16 protein-coding genes are annotated in these 17001 nt (G+C 33.2%); all 16 read right to left on the reverse strand.

Annotation, left to right across the window (positions count from 1 at the left end):
* Nucleotide 1: 1 nt before the first annotated feature.
* On the reverse strand, nucleotides 2-448 hold the full coding sequence (locus HAV12_RS00710; RefSeq protein WP_171568042.1) for a GNAT family N-acetyltransferase: 447 nt from the start codon (nucleotides 446-448) through the stop codon (nucleotides 2-4).
* A 595-nt stretch (nucleotides 449-1043) separates the two neighbouring features.
* The gene (locus HAV12_RS00715; RefSeq protein WP_171568043.1) at nucleotides 1044-2567 is read right to left on the reverse strand and encodes an AAA family ATPase; all 1524 of its coding nucleotides are present in this window, start codon (nucleotides 2565-2567) and stop codon (nucleotides 1044-1046) included.
* 8 nt (nucleotides 2568-2575) lie between these two features.
* Nucleotides 2576-3406: an ATP-binding cassette domain-containing protein gene (locus tag HAV12_RS00720; protein WP_171568044.1), complete on the reverse strand. Its 831-nt coding sequence runs from the start codon at nucleotides 3404-3406 to the stop codon at nucleotides 2576-2578.
* 2 nt (nucleotides 3407-3408) lie between these two features.
* Nucleotides 3409-4179 (reverse strand): ABC transporter permease, encoded by a 771-nt coding sequence (locus tag HAV12_RS00725; protein WP_171568045.1) that lies wholly within the window; start codon nucleotides 4177-4179, stop codon nucleotides 3409-3411.
* 49 nt (nucleotides 4180-4228) lie between these two features.
* Nucleotides 4229-6043, reverse strand: coding sequence for a phosphate ABC transporter substrate-binding/OmpA family protein (locus HAV12_RS00730; RefSeq protein ID WP_171568046.1), 1815 nt, complete (start codon nucleotides 6041-6043; stop codon nucleotides 4229-4231).
* Between the two features lie 28 nt (nucleotides 6044-6071).
* On the reverse strand, nucleotides 6072-7193 hold the full coding sequence (locus HAV12_RS00735) for a hypothetical protein (protein ID WP_171568047.1): 1122 nt from the start codon (nucleotides 7191-7193) through the stop codon (nucleotides 6072-6074).
* Complete coding sequence (locus HAV12_RS00740; protein WP_171568048.1) at nucleotides 7193-7870, reverse strand: hypothetical protein; 678 nt, start codon at nucleotides 7868-7870, stop codon at nucleotides 7193-7195. The genes HAV12_RS00735 and HAV12_RS00740 overlap by 1 nt, the downstream gene beginning before the upstream one ends.
* A gap of 286 nt (nucleotides 7871-8156) precedes the next feature.
* Nucleotides 8157-9017 carry an ATP synthase F1 subunit gamma gene (gene atpG, locus HAV12_RS00745; protein ID WP_171568049.1) on the reverse strand — a complete coding sequence of 287 codons (861 nt, stop codon included), beginning with the start codon at nucleotides 9015-9017 and terminating at the stop codon, nucleotides 8157-8159.
* 90 nt (nucleotides 9018-9107) lie between these two features.
* Nucleotides 9108-10685: a F0F1 ATP synthase subunit alpha gene (gene atpA / locus HAV12_RS00750; RefSeq protein WP_072957706.1), complete on the reverse strand. Its 1578-nt coding sequence runs from the start codon at nucleotides 10683-10685 to the stop codon at nucleotides 9108-9110.
* Between the two features lie 39 nt (nucleotides 10686-10724).
* The gene (gene atpH / locus HAV12_RS00755; RefSeq protein ID WP_171568050.1) at nucleotides 10725-11258 is read right to left on the reverse strand and encodes an ATP synthase F1 subunit delta; all 534 of its coding nucleotides are present in this window, start codon (nucleotides 11256-11258) and stop codon (nucleotides 10725-10727) included.
* 4 nt (nucleotides 11259-11262) lie between these two features.
* Entirely contained in the window at nucleotides 11263-11754 is a 492-nt protein-coding gene (locus HAV12_RS00760) for a F0F1 ATP synthase subunit B (protein ID WP_171568051.1), read from the reverse strand.
* Nucleotides 11755-11839: 85 nt separating this feature from the next.
* Nucleotides 11840-12040 (reverse strand): ATP synthase F0 subunit C, encoded by a 201-nt coding sequence (gene atpE, locus HAV12_RS00765; RefSeq protein ID WP_031453874.1) that lies wholly within the window; start codon nucleotides 12038-12040, stop codon nucleotides 11840-11842.
* 40 nt (nucleotides 12041-12080) lie between these two features.
* Entirely contained in the window at nucleotides 12081-13253 is a 1173-nt protein-coding gene (gene atpB / locus HAV12_RS00770; protein WP_171571609.1) for a F0F1 ATP synthase subunit A, read from the reverse strand.
* A 517-nt stretch (nucleotides 13254-13770) separates the two neighbouring features.
* Nucleotides 13771-13992: an AtpZ/AtpI family protein gene (locus HAV12_RS00775; RefSeq protein WP_171568052.1), complete on the reverse strand. Its 222-nt coding sequence runs from the start codon at nucleotides 13990-13992 to the stop codon at nucleotides 13771-13773.
* Nucleotides 13958-14368, reverse strand: coding sequence for a polymer-forming cytoskeletal protein (locus HAV12_RS00780; protein WP_171568053.1), 411 nt, complete (start codon nucleotides 14366-14368; stop codon nucleotides 13958-13960). Before HAV12_RS00780 ends, HAV12_RS00775 begins: the two co-directional genes overlap by 35 nt.
* A gap of 4 nt (nucleotides 14369-14372) precedes the next feature.
* On the reverse strand, nucleotides 14373-16994 hold the full coding sequence (locus tag HAV12_RS00785; RefSeq protein WP_171568054.1) for a lipopolysaccharide assembly protein LapB: 2622 nt from the start codon (nucleotides 16992-16994) through the stop codon (nucleotides 14373-14375).
* Nucleotides 16995-17001 lie beyond the last annotated feature (7 nt).

Raw genomic sequence — 17001 nt, forward strand, 5'->3', positions numbered from 1 at the left:
TTTATACCGTTAATTTTTTTTCATCTAAGATTTTAACAAAATGAAATCCTTTTGGACCATATCCCTGATTGTAATAAAATCGGTGTGCAGCAAAATTTCCTGTAAAAGCATCCAAAACGATGCTGCTGCACTCCAGAGTCATAGCTTTTTCCTCTATATAATCGGTCAGTAATTTTCCGATTCCTTTAGAGCGATGGTTTGGATTAACAACAAAATTGTCAATTTCGAGATATTTACCGGTCCATAATTTAGTAGCCGACCAGCAACCTGTTATTCCGACACAGCTTTCACCTTCAAAAACTCCAATCTGAATATAATTATGCGGTACCATCTCAGCAAGATAGGCTTCGTATTTTTCAACAGATAAGTTTGGGTAAAGAAATCTCATGGTTTCAATCTGCATCAGCATTTCCGGAACAGTCGCTAATTCTTGTATGTGTAAGTTCATGATTTTAAAAATAGATCATCAAAAATACTTAATTTATTTTTCATTGTTCCTTATATAATTCACAACTGCGTATGTGAAATATATAAATTATTCCCAAAAATTATGTAAGTAATTTTGACTGACTCTTTCTTAAATTTGCTAAACAGGGATTGAGAAAGCTAAATACAACCCTTATAAAAAAGGAAGCACTGGGACTGATAAAGCTTGTTTGTTCCCATAAAAGACAAAGCACAAGGGATTGATTCTGCTGATATGTAACCCTACAAAAACAGAGCATTGGGACTAATAAAGCTAGTTTGTTCCCACAAAAGACAAAGCACAGGGGATTGATTCTGCTGATATGTAACCCTAAAAAAAAACAGAGCATTGGGATTAATAAAGCTAGTTTGTTCCCATAAAAGACAAAGCACAGACAGAGAGTGATAACTCTGTTTAGTAATTTTATAAAATGGTACTGATTCTCAGTTTTTGGATAAAGTGGGAATCACCATTTTATAAGTATTGTTTTAGACTATAACTACTCTATATATAAAGAGCCAGCAATTAATTATTGTTGGCTCTTTAGTTTTTTATAATTTTTTAGAACTAAAAACTTCTACTTTTCTAAGTCAAGATTAACATGTTTTTCTGTTTCTTTTGGTTCTGGAATATCTTCTTCAGTAAGTGTTTTTAATGACTTATTGGATATTTTTTTTAATTTAACAATTCTGTTGGCTTGATTCTGAACACATTTTTCAAATAAATTTCTAACAACTCTGGCATTTCCAAAGCTTTCCGTTTTACTTTCGTAAAGTAATTCAAAAGTATCCATCAACTTTTCTTTTGCATCTACAGCCACTATAAAATCCGATTTCTTACAAAAAGCTTCGAAAATTTGAAAAAGCTCTGCAGCAGAAAAATGATTAAAATGAAAATATCGATTAAAACGTGAGCGTAATCCTGGATTCGATTCGATAAAATTTTTCATCGGTTCCGTATATCCTGCAACAACAACAGCTAAATCTTCACGATGGTCTTCCATTCTTTTTAGCAGCGTATTTACGGCTTCAGCACCGTAATCGTTACCAAAGGCGTTTTGACTTAGAGCATACGCTTCATCAATAAACAGAACACCGCCAAGGCTTTCCTCTATAGCATTATCTACTTTTGTCGCTGTCTGGCCCACATATCCGGCTACCAAGCCTTCACGGTCTGTTTCATACATCTGGCCTTTGGATAGAAATCCCAGATGTTTAAAAATTCTGCTTAAAAGCCTCGCCACAGATGTCTTTCCAGTTCCGGGAGGGCCTAAAAAAACAGTATGTAATGTAATTTCAACATTCTTTAGTCCTTGCTGAGAACGTTTTTTTTGTATTTCTAATAAATTAATAAGTTCAGAAACATCCTTTTTTACTTCTGCTAAACCCACTAATTCATTTAATTCTTTCAGTACTTTTTCTAGCGTATCCTGATCCGGAAGAGAATCAATATTCTTATTATCGTTTTTTGAATTGTTTAATTTGAGCCCCATTGAATTACTGAAAGCGGTTGTGTTTTCAAACTTTTTTCCGAACGCAAATTGAATAAAGTTTTGATACTTCTTTAAAATTTCTTCCAGCTTAATATGCTTTGTTTGAGACAACACTTCAGTCAATAAATACTGACTTTGCTGTGCGCTTGCAGGTATTATTTTGTTGTCTTTTTTTATTTTTAAAAAATGGCTTTTAAACTCTTCTGAAAAAACTAATTGATTCAATTCATTGATCGAATTTTCATCTGCAAAGTGTTTGTTGCGCAACGCATCATAATAATAGGCTAAAACAAACTGCGCTTTTTCACTTTTTTTCTCGGCTTCTTTATTATAAAGATCAATACAATCCGAAAGAAAAAAGTGCTCTGCTTTAAACAATAATCCTTTAGAATAAACTGGATTTACATCTTCATTTATTTTTTGAATAAAGGCGATATCCTTATTTAATGCATCGCAAGTTTCAAGAATGCTTTTTGTTTCTTTGTTTAAATCGCTAATAAATGAAGCCGTAAAAACGGCTTCATTAGTAGTACTATTTGTTTCTAAATATTTTTTTAGAGACAAAAATGATTCTTCTATAATCGATATTGGATTGTTCTTATTTGACATATGCTGTTTTAAGAAATCATCATTTGATGAATAATTTCCTTTGATAATTTTTGATGATCGTCACAATAATCTTTCCAGGCTATTCCCATGTCTCTTAGATCATATTTGGCTACAATTGTACCGTAATGTTCTTTCTTTCCATTAATGGTCGGATAACCTATCACATAAATTGTCTGCGCTAACTCAATCGCTAATTCAATATCATGTGTAGAAAAAATAACAGTATTAAAATCAGAAGAATTACTCAATAACTCAAAAGATTTTTTTACTTCTGCGATGTTTCCGACATCCAATCCTGAAAATGGCTCATCTAAAACAATAAATTGATCCGAAGAAAATAATTGTTCTATAATAGCTGTTCTTTGCCTTTGTCCGCCGGAAAGTTCGTTAGGATACTTGTCTTTACAATTTTCTAACCCCCACTCTTTTAAATAGTGATTTATTTTCTCGTCTTTTTCAGTATTCGAAAGCGTTGTTTTTCTCAACGAAAATTTCAAGGCCTGAGTAACTGTTTTATGTCGGAACAAAGTATATTTCTGATCTACAAATCCAATGTCGCCTTCATTTACAGATTTTGCGGCATTGGGTTCTTTATTTTCGAAATCTCTAATTAATATTTTCCCCGAATGTATCGGAGTTAATCCTGTCAAAGCTTTAAAAAAAGTCGATTTTCCTCTGCCAGATCTACCCACAAATGCTACAACTTGCCCTGTACACTCTATTCCATCGCGAACTACGTCTTTTTCAATAAGATTTATATCTTTTATGATAACGGTATTATCATAAGCAACGCTAAGATTTTCAACATACAAAAGTGTCTCTTTATATTCGTGTTTCATGTTTATATTTTTGAATATCTAAAAATTGCTTTTCTTAAATAATTGATTCCTGCATCTAAGCCAAGTCCTATTAACAAAATAATGATTTGAAGGGCTATAATTCTACCAGTATTCATGAATTTATCAGAATTTTTTATCAAAAATCCTAAACCTCCCGAAGCCACAACAATAGATTCGACTGTTACGAGCATCATCCAGGTAATTGCAAGGTTTTGTCTGATTACATCAATTACATAGTCTATTCTTCCTAAAATAATTACTTGCCAAAGCACTTCTAATCTGGTACATTTCAGCATTTTTGCGTGATCAAATTCTTCCTGTGGAATATCTTTGATAACGGCAATTAAAGATGTTGTTAAGAATGTTGTTAAGAAAATAACCAAAATCCAGACCTGCATTGTTCTTGCTTCATGAACTACCATTGTAATATAAAATGACAGACCTGTAAAAGGCAAAAATCTAAATTTTGTAACGAATTCAGAAATTGATTTTAATAGCGGAATTGGCCAAGCGTAAGCAAAGAACAAAGAAATTATCGTTGCTAAAAAAATTGAGATAAAACACAATTGCAATGAATTGAAAATATGGACTACCAGACCTTCTCTATACAAATCCTGAAAACCAATTAAAACCTGACCCGGAGAAGGAAAAAGATGTTTTTCACCAGCGGTAGTTGCAAACCAGATAATAATCAAAAGAACCAGCCAGCCTATTAAAATAAGCGTCTTGTTTAATTTTGATATTTTTTCAAAGGGCGTTAGAAATTTTATCATAGTTATAATAAAAGGCTACCTGTTAAGATAGCCTTTGTTTATTTGTTTTTTATTTTAATAAAGTGATAACTACACGTCTGTTTAATGCTTTTCCAGATGCAGTATTGTTATCTGAAACGGGATCACTTTGACCTTTTCCGTCAACTAATTGAAAACGGTTTTCAGGAATTCCTTTTTGTTTTAGGTAATTCACAACAGCTTCTGCTCTGCTTTTTGACAAAGCTAAATTAGCAGCAGCATTTCCAACATTATCTGTATGTCCAACAATAGTCAATTTTGTATTCTCCGCTTGTACTAAAAGGTTGTAAATTTTTTCTACTTCTTTACTAGAGGAGTTTGATATCTCAGCACTTCCAGTATTAAAATTAATTTTCCATTCTCCTGAAGCTACAACTTCAGTTGCCTGATTGCTGTAATCTGCCTTATCTGCAGAGGTGGATTCAATATCATTGATGTTTTTCAGGAAAAATAAATTAACCGCCTGATCGTAAGGAACTACGGCTCCAACATTTTCATTAAATCCAAACGGATTCAATTCTGTTAAATATCCAGAAACTTGATTATAAACCGATTTGTATCTGTTTACACCATCTGATAAACCAAAATATTGCATCGCATCAGCATAATTAAATACTTTAGATCCACCCATATTATAAGTTAATCCGCCTTTTGTTCCTTGTTGTCCTTTGAACATTTTATACCAATACTCCGGAGTTTCAATTTTATAAGTATCTGTAAGTGCTTGTGATGCTCTTACTTTCCAATCTTCATAATTTTTCATTTGGTTTGAAGCTGTCAATGCCGATTTCAAAATATTAGAAACAATTTCCGGATTTTTCACTGCCCATTCTTTAACACCTATAATTGCCGTTGGCATTTGATTGTTGAATTCTTTTGTTGAAACAATATCAACAAAACCAGTCAATTTATCAAAAACAGTTTTATCTCCAGGTGTCCAGGTGGCACAACCGTCAATTTTTCTGTTCACAGATTTTCCAGTTAATTTTCCGTTTACTACTTCTTTCAAAGTAACAGTCCATCCTGTTGTTTGTGATTTGATTAATTCCTCAGCCGATTTAATATAATCATCATTTTCAGATGGATAAATATTTACCGCTTCTGCATCGTACGTAGCTGGATCTGGATTTACTTTCAATCCGTTTGCAAAACAATAGTTTACTGTAGTTACCCAGTCACCATCACCAAGAACAGCAGATATAACTGAACCTTTCATTGATTTTGGATCTGATTTCCAGCTTGGCGGTCCAATTAATTTATCTTCACCATAACTCATACCTACAACACCCATAACCTGCAGGTGGTATTTGTCTTTCCCGTATTTTTCGTCTAATGATTTTTGAACAGAACTTATATAAAATGGCGCACCGTCGCCCATGATCATAACGGCAAAAACGCTTTTATCTGAAGTTGGAAAAGCTTCGCCTTTATCAAATTCTTCGATAAATTTCATTTGCATATTACGCAATTCCGAAAGCCAGTCCTGACGAATAATTTCAAGATTAACTCCGTTTTTTTCCATCAATGATCCCTTTGTTGTTTTCGGACCACCGTTAGAAACGATAATTCCAGACTGCGCATTCCAGGCATACCCGGCTATTCTTACTAAAGGTTTATCGGCCACTTCTGAAGAAATTTCAGTTGATGGAAGCGCAATTTTTTCCGCATTCGTAACATTATTAACATCGGTCTGGTTTAACTCAATACCGTCTAATTGTTTTGAAACTGCCGTTTTAATTCCAGGAGATAAATAGTACACTCCTCCCAAAATTGCTCCAATTCCCGCAATAACGATTAGTAATTCAGAAAATGTCGTTAACTTTTCTGTCTTTAAAATTTTTCCCATTTTTATTTATAAAATTAAATTTATTGTATTAAAAAATATCTCCAAAACCACCACCAGATAATTTATCATCTTTGGTCATTTTATAATTCGGACTTGTATATTTTGTTGAATCCGGAATAGTATTGTCGCCTGTTTTAATTTCGTCTGCCAACGAATCTAATCTTGAATACAATTCATCATTATCAACTGAGTATTTAGAAGTCAATGCATCAATGTCAATTAAATTTTCAGAAGTCCTGGCAATATCCTGAGCAATAGTAGAGGTTACCACTTCTAATGCGTATTCTAGTTCCCAATCTTTAGTAAACAACATCGCGCTTTTTGCACTTTCTGTTGCTTCTTTAGCATTTTTGGCAAATTCATATTCTTTCTGAAGCATTTTAACGGTAACATCGAAATCTGCTATTTTAATATCAATTGCTGTTCCAGCCAAAGTCAGTTTTCTATCCATTTTCCCTAAAACATTAGCACGAACGCCATATTTTTGAATAAAACTTTTACTTTGTTCATATTGTGTTGAAACACGTTGAGAATCACTTAATTTTCTTGCTAATTCACTTTGAAGCGCTACATATTCATCTGTATCTTTTGCCGCAACGCCATTTTGCTTTACCATTTCGTCCATCGCCGATTTCAACTTTTCAGACTGACGCTGTAAACTCAAAACGTCTTCCTGAAATGCTTTTGCCTCTTTTTCAGATTTACTGGCTTCAATTTCCATTTCATTTTTAAGGCCTTTCAGCTTTGCTTTTGTGTTCTTAAAAACTTCACGGTTTTTAATCATTTTTTGCTTTTGCTCTTCTAACTCATTAAAAGGATTACTCTGAATTAACGCTTTATGAATATTTTTAGTTGTAAAACGAAGTGCCTTCATTATAACTGGTGCCATCATTACCAGAAAAACTAAAAATACTCCGGTTGCAGATAATGCTATAGCTTGTCCAAGCATTGTAAATAATGGCGGAATAATATAAGTCCAGATTAAATAACCTCCAACTCCTAATAAACCTAATGCCAAAGCTAAAAACAATGACTTTTCACCTTTCTTAAGTGCACCTGTTTTTAACGCAATTTCGCCCTTAGACTCGTCAAAATGTTTTAGGATTGGAAGCGTTAAAAGCGTACTTCTTTCTTGTTCGTATTTATCCATTATTGTAAATATTGATTAATTCCTGTGATTACAGTATTGATTGATGTTAAAATTTTTTGTTTTGCTAAGTTATTGGCTTCCATTTTTAACTGAATTTCCGAAAGCTGCTCCATATTTTGCGGATCAATTTTTTGAAGTTCTGTTTTTTTGACTTCGAGTTCTTTTTGAAGTTCGATGATTTTGGCTTCCAGATCAGCAATATTTTTAGATAAATTATATTTTTCTTTGGTTATAGTATTATCTAATTCTGTTTTTTTAGTTTTACCAATAGTATCATATTTGGCATATACTTTTTCAATTTCTGCTGTATAATAACTGCCTTTTTGCAAAAGAAATTCCTTTGTCAAATCAGGTCTTAGTGACTTACCCATTGCAAAAGCCATCTGGTAACTTTGCGGATTTGTTACTCCAACTGCTAAAACAGATTTATAAAGTTCAAAAAAGTCAAAGCCAGATTCGTTTAATGATTCAAAACCCTTGTCGTAAACTTCAAAGATTTCATTCAAAAAAGGGTTTGTCAGCGAATTTGTTGGAAATGATTCTGTAACTTCATTTGGAAATCTTTTCTCACTCGTTGGTGATGCTGGGGCCGATGGTTGATTTATCGCTGCAGCTTCCGAATTATTAGTCTCATCATTAATGAAGAGGCTTTTCCAATTAAAACTTTCTTTTGCCATTGTTTTTAATTAAGCTAATTTTTTTAATAACTTTTTGGTTGTTAAATGTTATACGCAGAAAGTGTTAAAAAGTTACTAATTTTAAAAATATAAATATATACTTTTTTACAATTAAAATGTAACTATTTTAGTACTAGATCATTTATCTGTTTTTTTTAAAAATAAAATATTTAAAATATTTTAATCAACAACAAAAATAATAATATAGGTTTTTATTTACAAATAAAAAAAGGTCATAAAAAAAGGTCAACTATTTGTTGACCCTTTTCTATGATTTCAAAATAAATTATCCGTTTAAAGCTTCTGCTCCACCAACAATCTCTAAGATTTCGTTAGTAATAGATGCCTGACGTGCTTTATTGTAAGTCAATTTTAATTGGTTTCTTAATTCAGTTGCGTTGTCAGTTGCTTTATGCATTGCTGTCATACGCGCTCCGTGTTCTGAAGCGAATGAATCACGAATACCTTTATATAATTGTGTTTTTAATGATTTAGGAATCAAAGTCAACACAATTTCTTCTTTAGAAGGTTCAAAAATATAATCAGCAGAAGCTACTGGAAGATCCGTTTTAATTGGAGCTAACGGTAAAAACTGCTCTACCTGAACAATCTGAGTAGCAGCATTTTTAAACTGATTGTAAATCAATTCAATTCTATCGTACTCTCCAGAAAGGAATTTTTCAGTTAATTTTTCTGCAATTGCAGCTACATTATCAAAAGTTAAATGGTCAAAAATTGCATTATGATGACCGTGAACTTTATGCGTTTTAGCCAGAACGTCGTTTCCTTTTTTACCTATTGGAAAAATATCAACTTGTTTTCCTTCATAAAACAAACTACGATTTTTAGCTTCTTTAATAATATTAGTATTAAATGCCCCACATAAACCTCTGTTTGAAGTTATAGCAACAAGTAATACTTTTTTTACTTCACGCTGTGTTGTGTAGTCACCTCCAACTTCACCATCAAGAGAAGCAGAAAGGTTTTGCAACAGCTCTGTTAATTTCTCGGCATAAGGGCGCATTGCAGTGATTGCATCTTGTGCTTTCTTAAGCTTTGCAGCAGAAACCATTTTCATAGCCGATGTAATCTGCATCGTCGATGAAACGGAAGTAATTCTATTACGTATTTCCTTTAAATTTGCCATTTGTTAATTAAAAAATGTGACAATTTGAAAATTAGACAATTAGAAGTATCCTGAGATATATTCTAATTATCTAATTTGCTTATTATCTAATTAGATATATTTTGCTGAAATTTCTTTTGCTGCTTTTTCAATAACATCAGTAATGTTATCATCTAACTTACCAGCTTTCAACGCATTAAGCGTATCTTTATGTTTACTGTTTAAGTAAGCTAAGAAATCAGCTTCAAATTCTTTTACTTTATTTACAGGAACGTTTCTTAATAAGTTTTTAGAACCAGCGTAAATAATAGCTACTTGATTTTCTACTGTGTAAGGATCATTCAAACCTTGTTTTAAGATCTCAACGTTTCTTTTACCTTTTTCAATTACGTTTAAAGTAACAGAATCTAAGTCAGAACCAAATTTAGCGAAAGCTTCCAATTCACGGAATTGAGCCTGGTCTAATTTTAAAGTTCCGGAAACTTTTTTCATAGATTTAATCTGAGCATTACCTCCAACACGAGATACAGATATACCTACGTTGATCGCAGGACGAACTCCTGAGTTGAACAAATCTCCATCAAGGAAAATCTGACCATCTGTAATCGAAATTACGTTTGTTGGGATATAGGCAGAAACGTCACCAGCCTGAGTTTCGATAATTGGTAATGCAGTTAATGAACCGCCACCTTTTACGATAGACTTGATTGAATCCGGTAAATCGTTCATATTTTTAGCAATTCCATTATCTGCAATTACTTTACATGCACGCTCTAATAAACGGGAGTGCAAGTAGAAAACGTCTCCAGGATATGCCTCACGTCCCGGTGGTCTTCTTAATAAAAGAGAAACCTCACGGTAAGCAACAGCCTGTTTAGATAAATCATCATACACGATAAGTGCAGGACGACCTGAATCTCTAAAGTATTCTCCAATTGCAGCACCTGCGAAAGGAGCATAAACTTGCATTGGAGCCGGATCAGAAGCATTAGCCGCAACAATAACCGTATAAGCCATTGCACCTTTTTCTTCTAACATTTTAGCGATTCCTGCTACAGTTGAAGCTTTTTGCCCAATTGCAACATATATACAAAATACAGGTTTTCCTGCATCGTAAAATTCTTTTTGATTTAAGATTGTGTCGATACAAACAGTTGATTTACCTGTCTGACGGTCACCAATTACAAGCTCACGTTGTCCACGACCAACCGGGATCATAGCATCAACCGCTTTAATACCTGTTTGTAATGGTTCCGTTACCGGCTGTCGGAAGATAACTCCAGGAGCTTTTCTTTCTAAAGGCATTTCGTATAAGTCTCCGCCAATTGGTCCTTTTCCATCAATTGGAAAACCAAGAGTGTTCACTACACGTCCTACCATTTGCTCACCTACTTTAAGAGAGGCAATACGTTGTGTTCTTTTTGCTGTTGAGCCCTCTTTGATTCCAGTTGATGGTCCTAAAAGTACCACACCAACATTGTCTTCTTCAAGGTTCAATACAATAGCTTCAAGTCCGTTATCAAATTCAACTAACTCACCATATTGTACATTCGATAGCCCGTAAATACGAGCAATACCGTCTCCAACTTGAAGTACCGTTCCTACTTCCTCTAGCGTAGCACCAGATTCAAAACCTTCTACTTGCTTTCTTAATATTGCTGAAATTTCAGCAGGTTTGATTTCCGCCATCTTAAATTTATAATTTAGACACTTTTATGTGTAATAAAACTAATTACTTAACTCTCTTTTTAATACCTGCAATCTGTTTGCAACAGATGCATTGTATTGTTGATCCCCTATTCTTAAAATAAATCCTCCGATAATTGATGGATCTACGATATTTTCTATTGTTATTTTTTTATCTGATAGAGTTGCAACTTTAGCCAGAACTTTAGCTTCTAGTGCAGCATCCATAGGAATAGCAGTAGTAACTTTTGCTGTTTCAACACCATTACTTTCATCAAATAATTTAATGTATTCTAATGCAATTGCCTCCAGAATTTCAAATCTTTTGTTTTCAAATAATAAATGAAATAAACCTTTCGTTACACCATTTACATTTGCAAAAACTTCTAAAAGAGCACTTTCTTTCACTTCAACTTTTGTAGTCTGGTTTTGAATAAAGGTACTCAATTCTGCATTATTCCCAATTGTTGAAGCAATCAATTTCATGTCATTATTGACAGTCTCCGCAACACCTTTAGAGTCTGCTAAGTCCAGAATTGCTTTTGCATAACGAATTGCTGCTCTTGTACTTGCCATAATCTTAGTTTAACTTTACATCACCTAACATTTTCTCCACTAATTTAGTTTGAGATTCTTTGTTAGATAATTCATCTTTCAATAATTTTTCAGCAATGCTTAATGATAAAGTTGAAACTTGTAATTTCAATTCAGCCATAGCAGCATTTTTTTCATTTTCGATCGCCGCTTTTGCTTGTGCGATCAATTTTTGACCTTGCTCCTGCGCTTCATTTTTAGAATCAGCAATTATTTGCTCTTTCATTTCACGAGCTTCTTTCAACATAGCATCACGTTCTGCACGAGCTTCTCTTAAGATACGCTCATTATCAGCAGTTAAATTTTGCATTTCTAAACGTGCTGCTTCTGCAGATGCCAAAGCATTGTTAATAGATTCCTCACGGCTTTTTACAGCACCTAAAATAGGTTTCCAAGCAAATTTTGCCAAAAGAATGAAGAAAACAATAAAGATAATTGTTGTCCAAAAAATTAAACTTTCTGGTGAAGTTAATTGCATAACAGTATATATTTAAAAATTGTTTTGTAGTTTTTTTTTAAAAAACTTCCTGAAGCCAACCGCTACAGGAAGTTTTAAATGTAAATTATTTTGCGATTAACGCAACAACTACTGCGAAAAGAGCAACACCTTCAATAAGTGCAGCAGCAATAATCATAGCAGTCTGGATTTTTCCAGCAGCTTCTGGTTGACGAGCAATAGCGTCCATTGCAGAACCACCAATTTTTCCAATACCAAGACCTGCACCAATTACAGCTAATCCAGCTCCGATTCCAGCTAATACCATAATAATAAATTTATATAGTTAATAATTAATAAAACTCTAATTAATGATGATCGTGCTCTTCAACAGCCTGACCAATAAATAATGCTGAAAGCAAAGTAAATACATACGCCTGCAAAGCAGCAACTAACATTTCTAAAACACTCATGAACAATACGAATGCTCCGGCAACAGGTCCAACAGCAATACTTTTGAAAATGAAAATCAAAGAAACTAAACTCAAAATGATAATGTGACCAGCAGTAATGTTTGCGAATAAACGAATCATTAGTGCAAATGGTTTAGTCAACATTCCGATAATTTCTACAGGAATCATAATTGGAGCCAACCATACAGGAACTCCTGGTGTGTTGAAAATATGTCCCCAGTAAGATTTGTTTCCGCTTAAAGTTGTAACTATAAAAGTAATAAACGCCATTACAAATGTAAAGTAGATATTACCTGTTAAGTTAGAACTGAATGGGAAAAAAGGAATTAATCCAATAAGGTTATTAATCCAAATAAAGAAAAAGATTGTCAAAAGGTATGGCATATATTTTCCAGCCTTTTTTGTACCAATATTTGGAACAGCAATTTCGTCTCTAACAAAAGTAACTAACGGCTCTAAAAATCCTGCTAATCCTTTTGGTGCATTTGGGTTTTTCTTATATGATCTTGCAACTGCAAAAAACAAGAAAAACAAAATAATTGCAGACATCAACATTGAAAACACATTTTTAGTAATGGAGAAATCTAAAGGTCTTGCATCAAAAGCAAAAGCTCCATTGTCTCTTTGATCTGCTGTCATTTCTTCAAATTTTTCAGCATAAAAAATTATTTCTTTATAACGAACTAATTTCTGACCATTAATATCAACTAAATGCTCACCTGAATTATCGTGGTGAAATTTTGCAGATGAAAAAATTTCCAATCCGCTATTTGTCCATAAAATAACTGGAAGGCTAAAAGAAACAGGATGACCATCCCAGTCAGCAATATGAAAATCGTGAGAATCTCCAATATGCGAATTGATCAAGTCACTAGCATTGAATTCTTTTTCTATTTCGTGACCAACAGATTCTCCATGACTACTTGCTGAATGACTTGCTTCTGTTGACTCAACAGTTTCATGTTTCACAGAAACAGTATCAACAGGAGTTGAAGCGAAATTAATCGACGAAGTAAGTGCTAATAAGCTAACTAATAAGTACTGGACTGGTTTATTTGAAATTATCATTATTAAATCTGTATCTAATTTTAGGTTCCAAAAATTTTTTGCAAAGGTACATTTAAAATTGAAAATTGAAAATTTATGGGTGTAATTTTTAATATTTAGATTTTTTACAACCAACCTTACTGCTAATAAAGCAATTAACCTTTGTTTATTAAGCGAATTGTGAAATATGTTTCGAAAAGCAAAAATAAAAAATAAGGGATAAAGAATGTACTTAAATCTACAATCGGACTTTTTACATCTCCCTTTATTAAAGGAATTAAAAAAATGATGGCCAACATCATTCTAAAAAAGCTGGCACCAAGGAAAGCGAATCCGGTATAATTTGCAAAGTTATTGTTTACAAAAATCAAAAATAGATATACCAAAAAAGTTGCGACAATATTAAATAAATAAATACTCCACGCGGAATACAAGAACACAAATTTGTCTGATAAGAATTGCATGGCAAAATATTGCGCAACAAATAATACAATAGAGAAAGGGAGGAAATACTTTAGAAAATCGATAGTTTTGTTCATTATTTATTCAAATTTTTTACTTGTCTTAAAACATTATAAAGTGCTAAAAAAACCGAAAATAAAGAAAAAATAATTGTCCACAAAGAACCACCATTTGAATACTTCTGATCTAACTTCACTCCCAAATAGGAAAATATAAAAATAATGATTCCCATTTGAATGGGGATATTAACAAATACTAACCATTTATTGCTTGAGCTTTTCTTCGGTTCCTTTTCCATCTTTTATAGATACTTCTTTATTATTGGTTAGCATGGTACAAGTAGCAGTAAAATCGGCTCCTGGTTCTATAGATAATTTTCCAACAGCAACTTCTCCATGAATATGCGCTGTCGCTTTTATATTAAGGATTTCCAAAACTTTTATTTTTCCCTGAAAAACTCCTTCAATATCAGCATTATTACAAACGATTTCTCCTTTCACAACACCTGACATTCCAATAACCAGTTTTCCTTGCGACGTAAAATTTCCTATCAATTCTCCATCCAATCTAAAATCAGCTTTTGATACTATATCGCCAATAATCGATGTGCCTTCTACAATCCTATTGGTTTTTCCTAAAAGTTCGGTTCCGTTTTTTTTGGCTTTATCAAACATTATATTATGGATTTTTCGGAGCTAAATAAGCTTCAAGATTCTTTTTAATTTGAATTATTTTATAGTTGTCACTTGAAATAATAATGGCCGGATTTGCGATTTTATACTTTTTATCATCTCTGAAAACACCTGCAAGATCATTAGCATAAGCTTCAGACTTCATACCATGAATAACTACAAATTTTTGGGTTTTATTGTATTTATCCACAGAAGTTGTAAGTCTCTCATAATTTTCAACTAACAAAAATACTTTCAGTGCTTCTTCAATTTTTTGAAGCGATTTCGAATCGTTATTAGAAATTAAATATAAAATTTTCCAGTTTTTACCATCAACTGCTGTAAAATCAAGTTTTTCTAATCCCGGAACCTGTTTCTCTAAAATTTCACGCGCATTTTTGCCTTCAACACTATTCGGATAATTATCTGCAACTGATTCTAACCCTTTTTTATAAGCCGCCAAACCGTTTACTTTCCCTAAAGTATTTGCTTTCAGTAATTCATATTTAGAAACAATTTCGTCTCCGGAATATTGATTGATTAAGTTATCTATATTATCCAGTATCACATCAAATTGTTCTTCCTGAAAAAGTTTATACCATTTATGATATTCCTTTTCCGGTGAGGCTAAATCTTCGTTATTGGTATTGTTTAAAATCTGGGCATATCTCGAATTCGGATATGTAGCTGTAATATTTGCTTTTATCGTTTGCGCTTTTGCCGGATCTGTAATTTCATAAATCTTATACAAATTATACATAACCGGTAAAATTAATTTTTCCTCCGGATTGTTTTTTAACAATTGCTCCAGCTTGTCACTCGCTAATTTATTTTCTTTAAATTTTTCTTTATAAATAAGTCCTAACTGATAGTAGGCAAAATTGCGTTCTTTGCCAATACTGTCCATTGCGGGTTGAGTTGTTGGGAGCTGTTTTTCATAAAATGCTGTGGTATATTTTTCTATAATTATAGAATCTTTTTTTACTGCATTTATAGAATCTCCATTGATTTCCGCGGCTTCTTTTAATAGTGCATCATCATTTGCTGCTTTTGCCGAAGCCATCCTCCAATACCCTCCTAAAATTCTGTTTCCCCAGGTTTTTTTAAATTGCAATTTACCGTAAGCCACTGTTGTTGGGTTATAAAAATAAAAGGTGCTTGTCGGCTCGTTCCCTGTTGGAGGATTAAAAGCTCCGACTCCGGGTGGCGTAATTCCGGGTTGGGATTGAGGATTTAAGGCAGTTGGACCGCTGTCTTCTTTGGTATTGCGTTCTATATTTGCAAGTTTTTCTTTTTCCTTTTCTTCGAGAATGCGTTTGGCTTCGTCTTTTTTCTTAAGCTCGGCAATGTAATTTTCAAAATAAATTTTTCTGTCCGGAGCAGGCAAACCATACACCATTATAATACTATCATTGCGTTTTGCAATTCCTTCGTATCTAATAACGTCATCCAGGTTTTTTCTGTTTTTTTCTATAAAAGTATACTCCCTGCTTTTTGGATCTAACTTTACCAAGGTGCTGTCGTAGTATTTTGCAGCCATCGTATAGTCTGTATCTTTAAAATACATATTTCCAATATTTCGATAAGCGGAAGCCACTAAATAAGGGTCTTTCGATTTTCTGGCCAATGATTTATTATAGAATTTCAGCGCATTTTCCTGTTCTTTCTTTTTATCATAAAAAACCCCCATTTCATAAAACAAGACATCGTAATAGGGTCTGTTTTCCCGATCTGCCGTCAGTTTGTTGTAGGTTTTTAGGAATATGGTGTCATTACCGTTTTCATAATCATACAACTGCGCTTTTTTAGCGTAGGCATGCATCATGTATTTACGATCTGCTTTTCGATTCATATCAATGACTCCGTCATAATAATAAATGGCACTGTCTTTTTTTCCTTGTTCCTGATACATTTGCCCCAAAATAAAACGGTAACGGGCTTTGTCTTCGTTTATCCTGCTAAAATCTTCTGCAATTTTAAGTTTGGTAACGGCACTGTCTTTTTCTTCTAAATTTAAAAAAGCCTCGGCCAGCAAAGCATTGGCATCCGAAAAAGTCTGCTTGTCTAAGTCCGTATTTTTTAATAAGAGTTTAATGTTTTTAATTACAATTCCATCATTTCCCAGACGCATATTGGTTTTCTCGCGCCAGATTTTTGCGGTATAAATATTACTGCTGTTTGGATATTTGTATAAAATATAATTGAATGCTTCTAAAGCCGGAATAAAACGCTGATCATAATATCTGGCTTTTCCGAGCATCAGATAAGCTTCATCCATTTGTGAGTTTTTTTCCCTTCCGCCAATGTTCATAGAATGCTTCTGAATGGCTTTTGTTGCCTTTGTTTCCGCTTTTTCAAAATCAGGATTTTTAGCCTTGTTCTCATCCGCAAAACCTTCGTCAACCTGCATTTTTTCAATCGGCAGCATTTTCCAGAAATTATCCTGATTATTGCCCTGAATAGATTTTAAACCCTTGTCCAGACCAATACCGCCATTGTACAAAATATTATATTTTGTACTTAAAGCATGTGAATTCCGCGATAAAAAAGTGTTTTTTTTGGTAGAACAAGCTATCAAAAAGAAGAAAAACACCAGGTAAAAACTATATTTAAGAGTATTCTTTTTCAATAGAAAA

The organism is Flavobacterium sp. CLA17 (genome assembly GCF_013112255.2).
In the GTDB taxonomy this organism is placed as follows: Bacteria; Bacteroidota; Bacteroidia; order Flavobacteriales; family Flavobacteriaceae; genus Flavobacterium; species Flavobacterium circumlabens.

Excerpts from the sequence above, each read along its gene's own strand:
- HAV12_RS00710 (WP_171568042.1), bottom strand. The coding sequence starts at position 448 with ATGAACTTACACATACAAGAATTAGCGACTGTTCCGGAAATGCTGATG.
- HAV12_RS00715 (WP_171568043.1), bottom strand. The coding sequence starts at position 2,567 with ATGTCAAATAAGAACAATCCAATATCGATTATAGAAGAATCATTTTTG.
- HAV12_RS00720 (WP_171568044.1), bottom strand. The coding sequence starts at position 3,406 with ATGAAACACGAATATAAAGAGACACTTTTGTATGTTGAAAATCTTAGC.
- HAV12_RS00725 (WP_171568045.1), bottom strand. The coding sequence starts at position 4,179 with ATGATAAAATTTCTAACGCCCTTTGAAAAAATATCAAAATTAAACAAG.
- HAV12_RS00730 (WP_171568046.1), bottom strand. The coding sequence starts at position 6,043 with ATGGGAAAAATTTTAAAGACAGAAAAGTTAACGACATTTTCTGAATTA.
- HAV12_RS00735 (WP_171568047.1), bottom strand. The coding sequence starts at position 7,193 with ATGGATAAATACGAACAAGAAAGAAGTACGCTTTTAACGCTTCCAATC.
- HAV12_RS00740 (WP_171568048.1), bottom strand. The coding sequence starts at position 7,870 with ATGGCAAAAGAAAGTTTTAATTGGAAAAGCCTCTTCATTAATGATGAG.
- atpG (WP_171568049.1), bottom strand. The coding sequence starts at position 9,017 with ATGGCAAATTTAAAGGAAATACGTAATAGAATTACTTCCGTTTCATCG.
- atpA (WP_072957706.1), bottom strand. The coding sequence starts at position 10,685 with ATGGCGGAAATCAAACCTGCTGAAATTTCAGCAATATTAAGAAAGCAA.
- atpH (WP_171568050.1), bottom strand. The coding sequence starts at position 11,258 with ATGGCAAGTACAAGAGCAGCAATTCGTTATGCAAAAGCAATTCTGGAC.
- HAV12_RS00760 (WP_171568051.1), bottom strand. The coding sequence starts at position 11,754 with ATGCAATTAACTTCACCAGAAAGTTTAATTTTTTGGACAACAATTATC.
- atpE (WP_031453874.1), bottom strand. The coding sequence starts at position 12,040 with ATGGTATTAGCTGGAATCGGAGCTGGATTAGCTGTAATTGGTGCAGGT.
- atpB (WP_171571609.1), bottom strand. The coding sequence starts at position 13,253 with ATGATAATTTCAAATAAACCAGTCCAGTACTTATTAGTTAGCTTATTA.
- HAV12_RS00775 (WP_171568052.1), bottom strand. The coding sequence starts at position 13,992 with ATGGAAAAGGAACCGAAGAAAAGCTCAAGCAATAAATGGTTAGTATTT.
- HAV12_RS00780 (WP_171568053.1), bottom strand. The coding sequence starts at position 14,368 with ATGTTTGATAAAGCCAAAAAAAACGGAACCGAACTTTTAGGAAAAACC.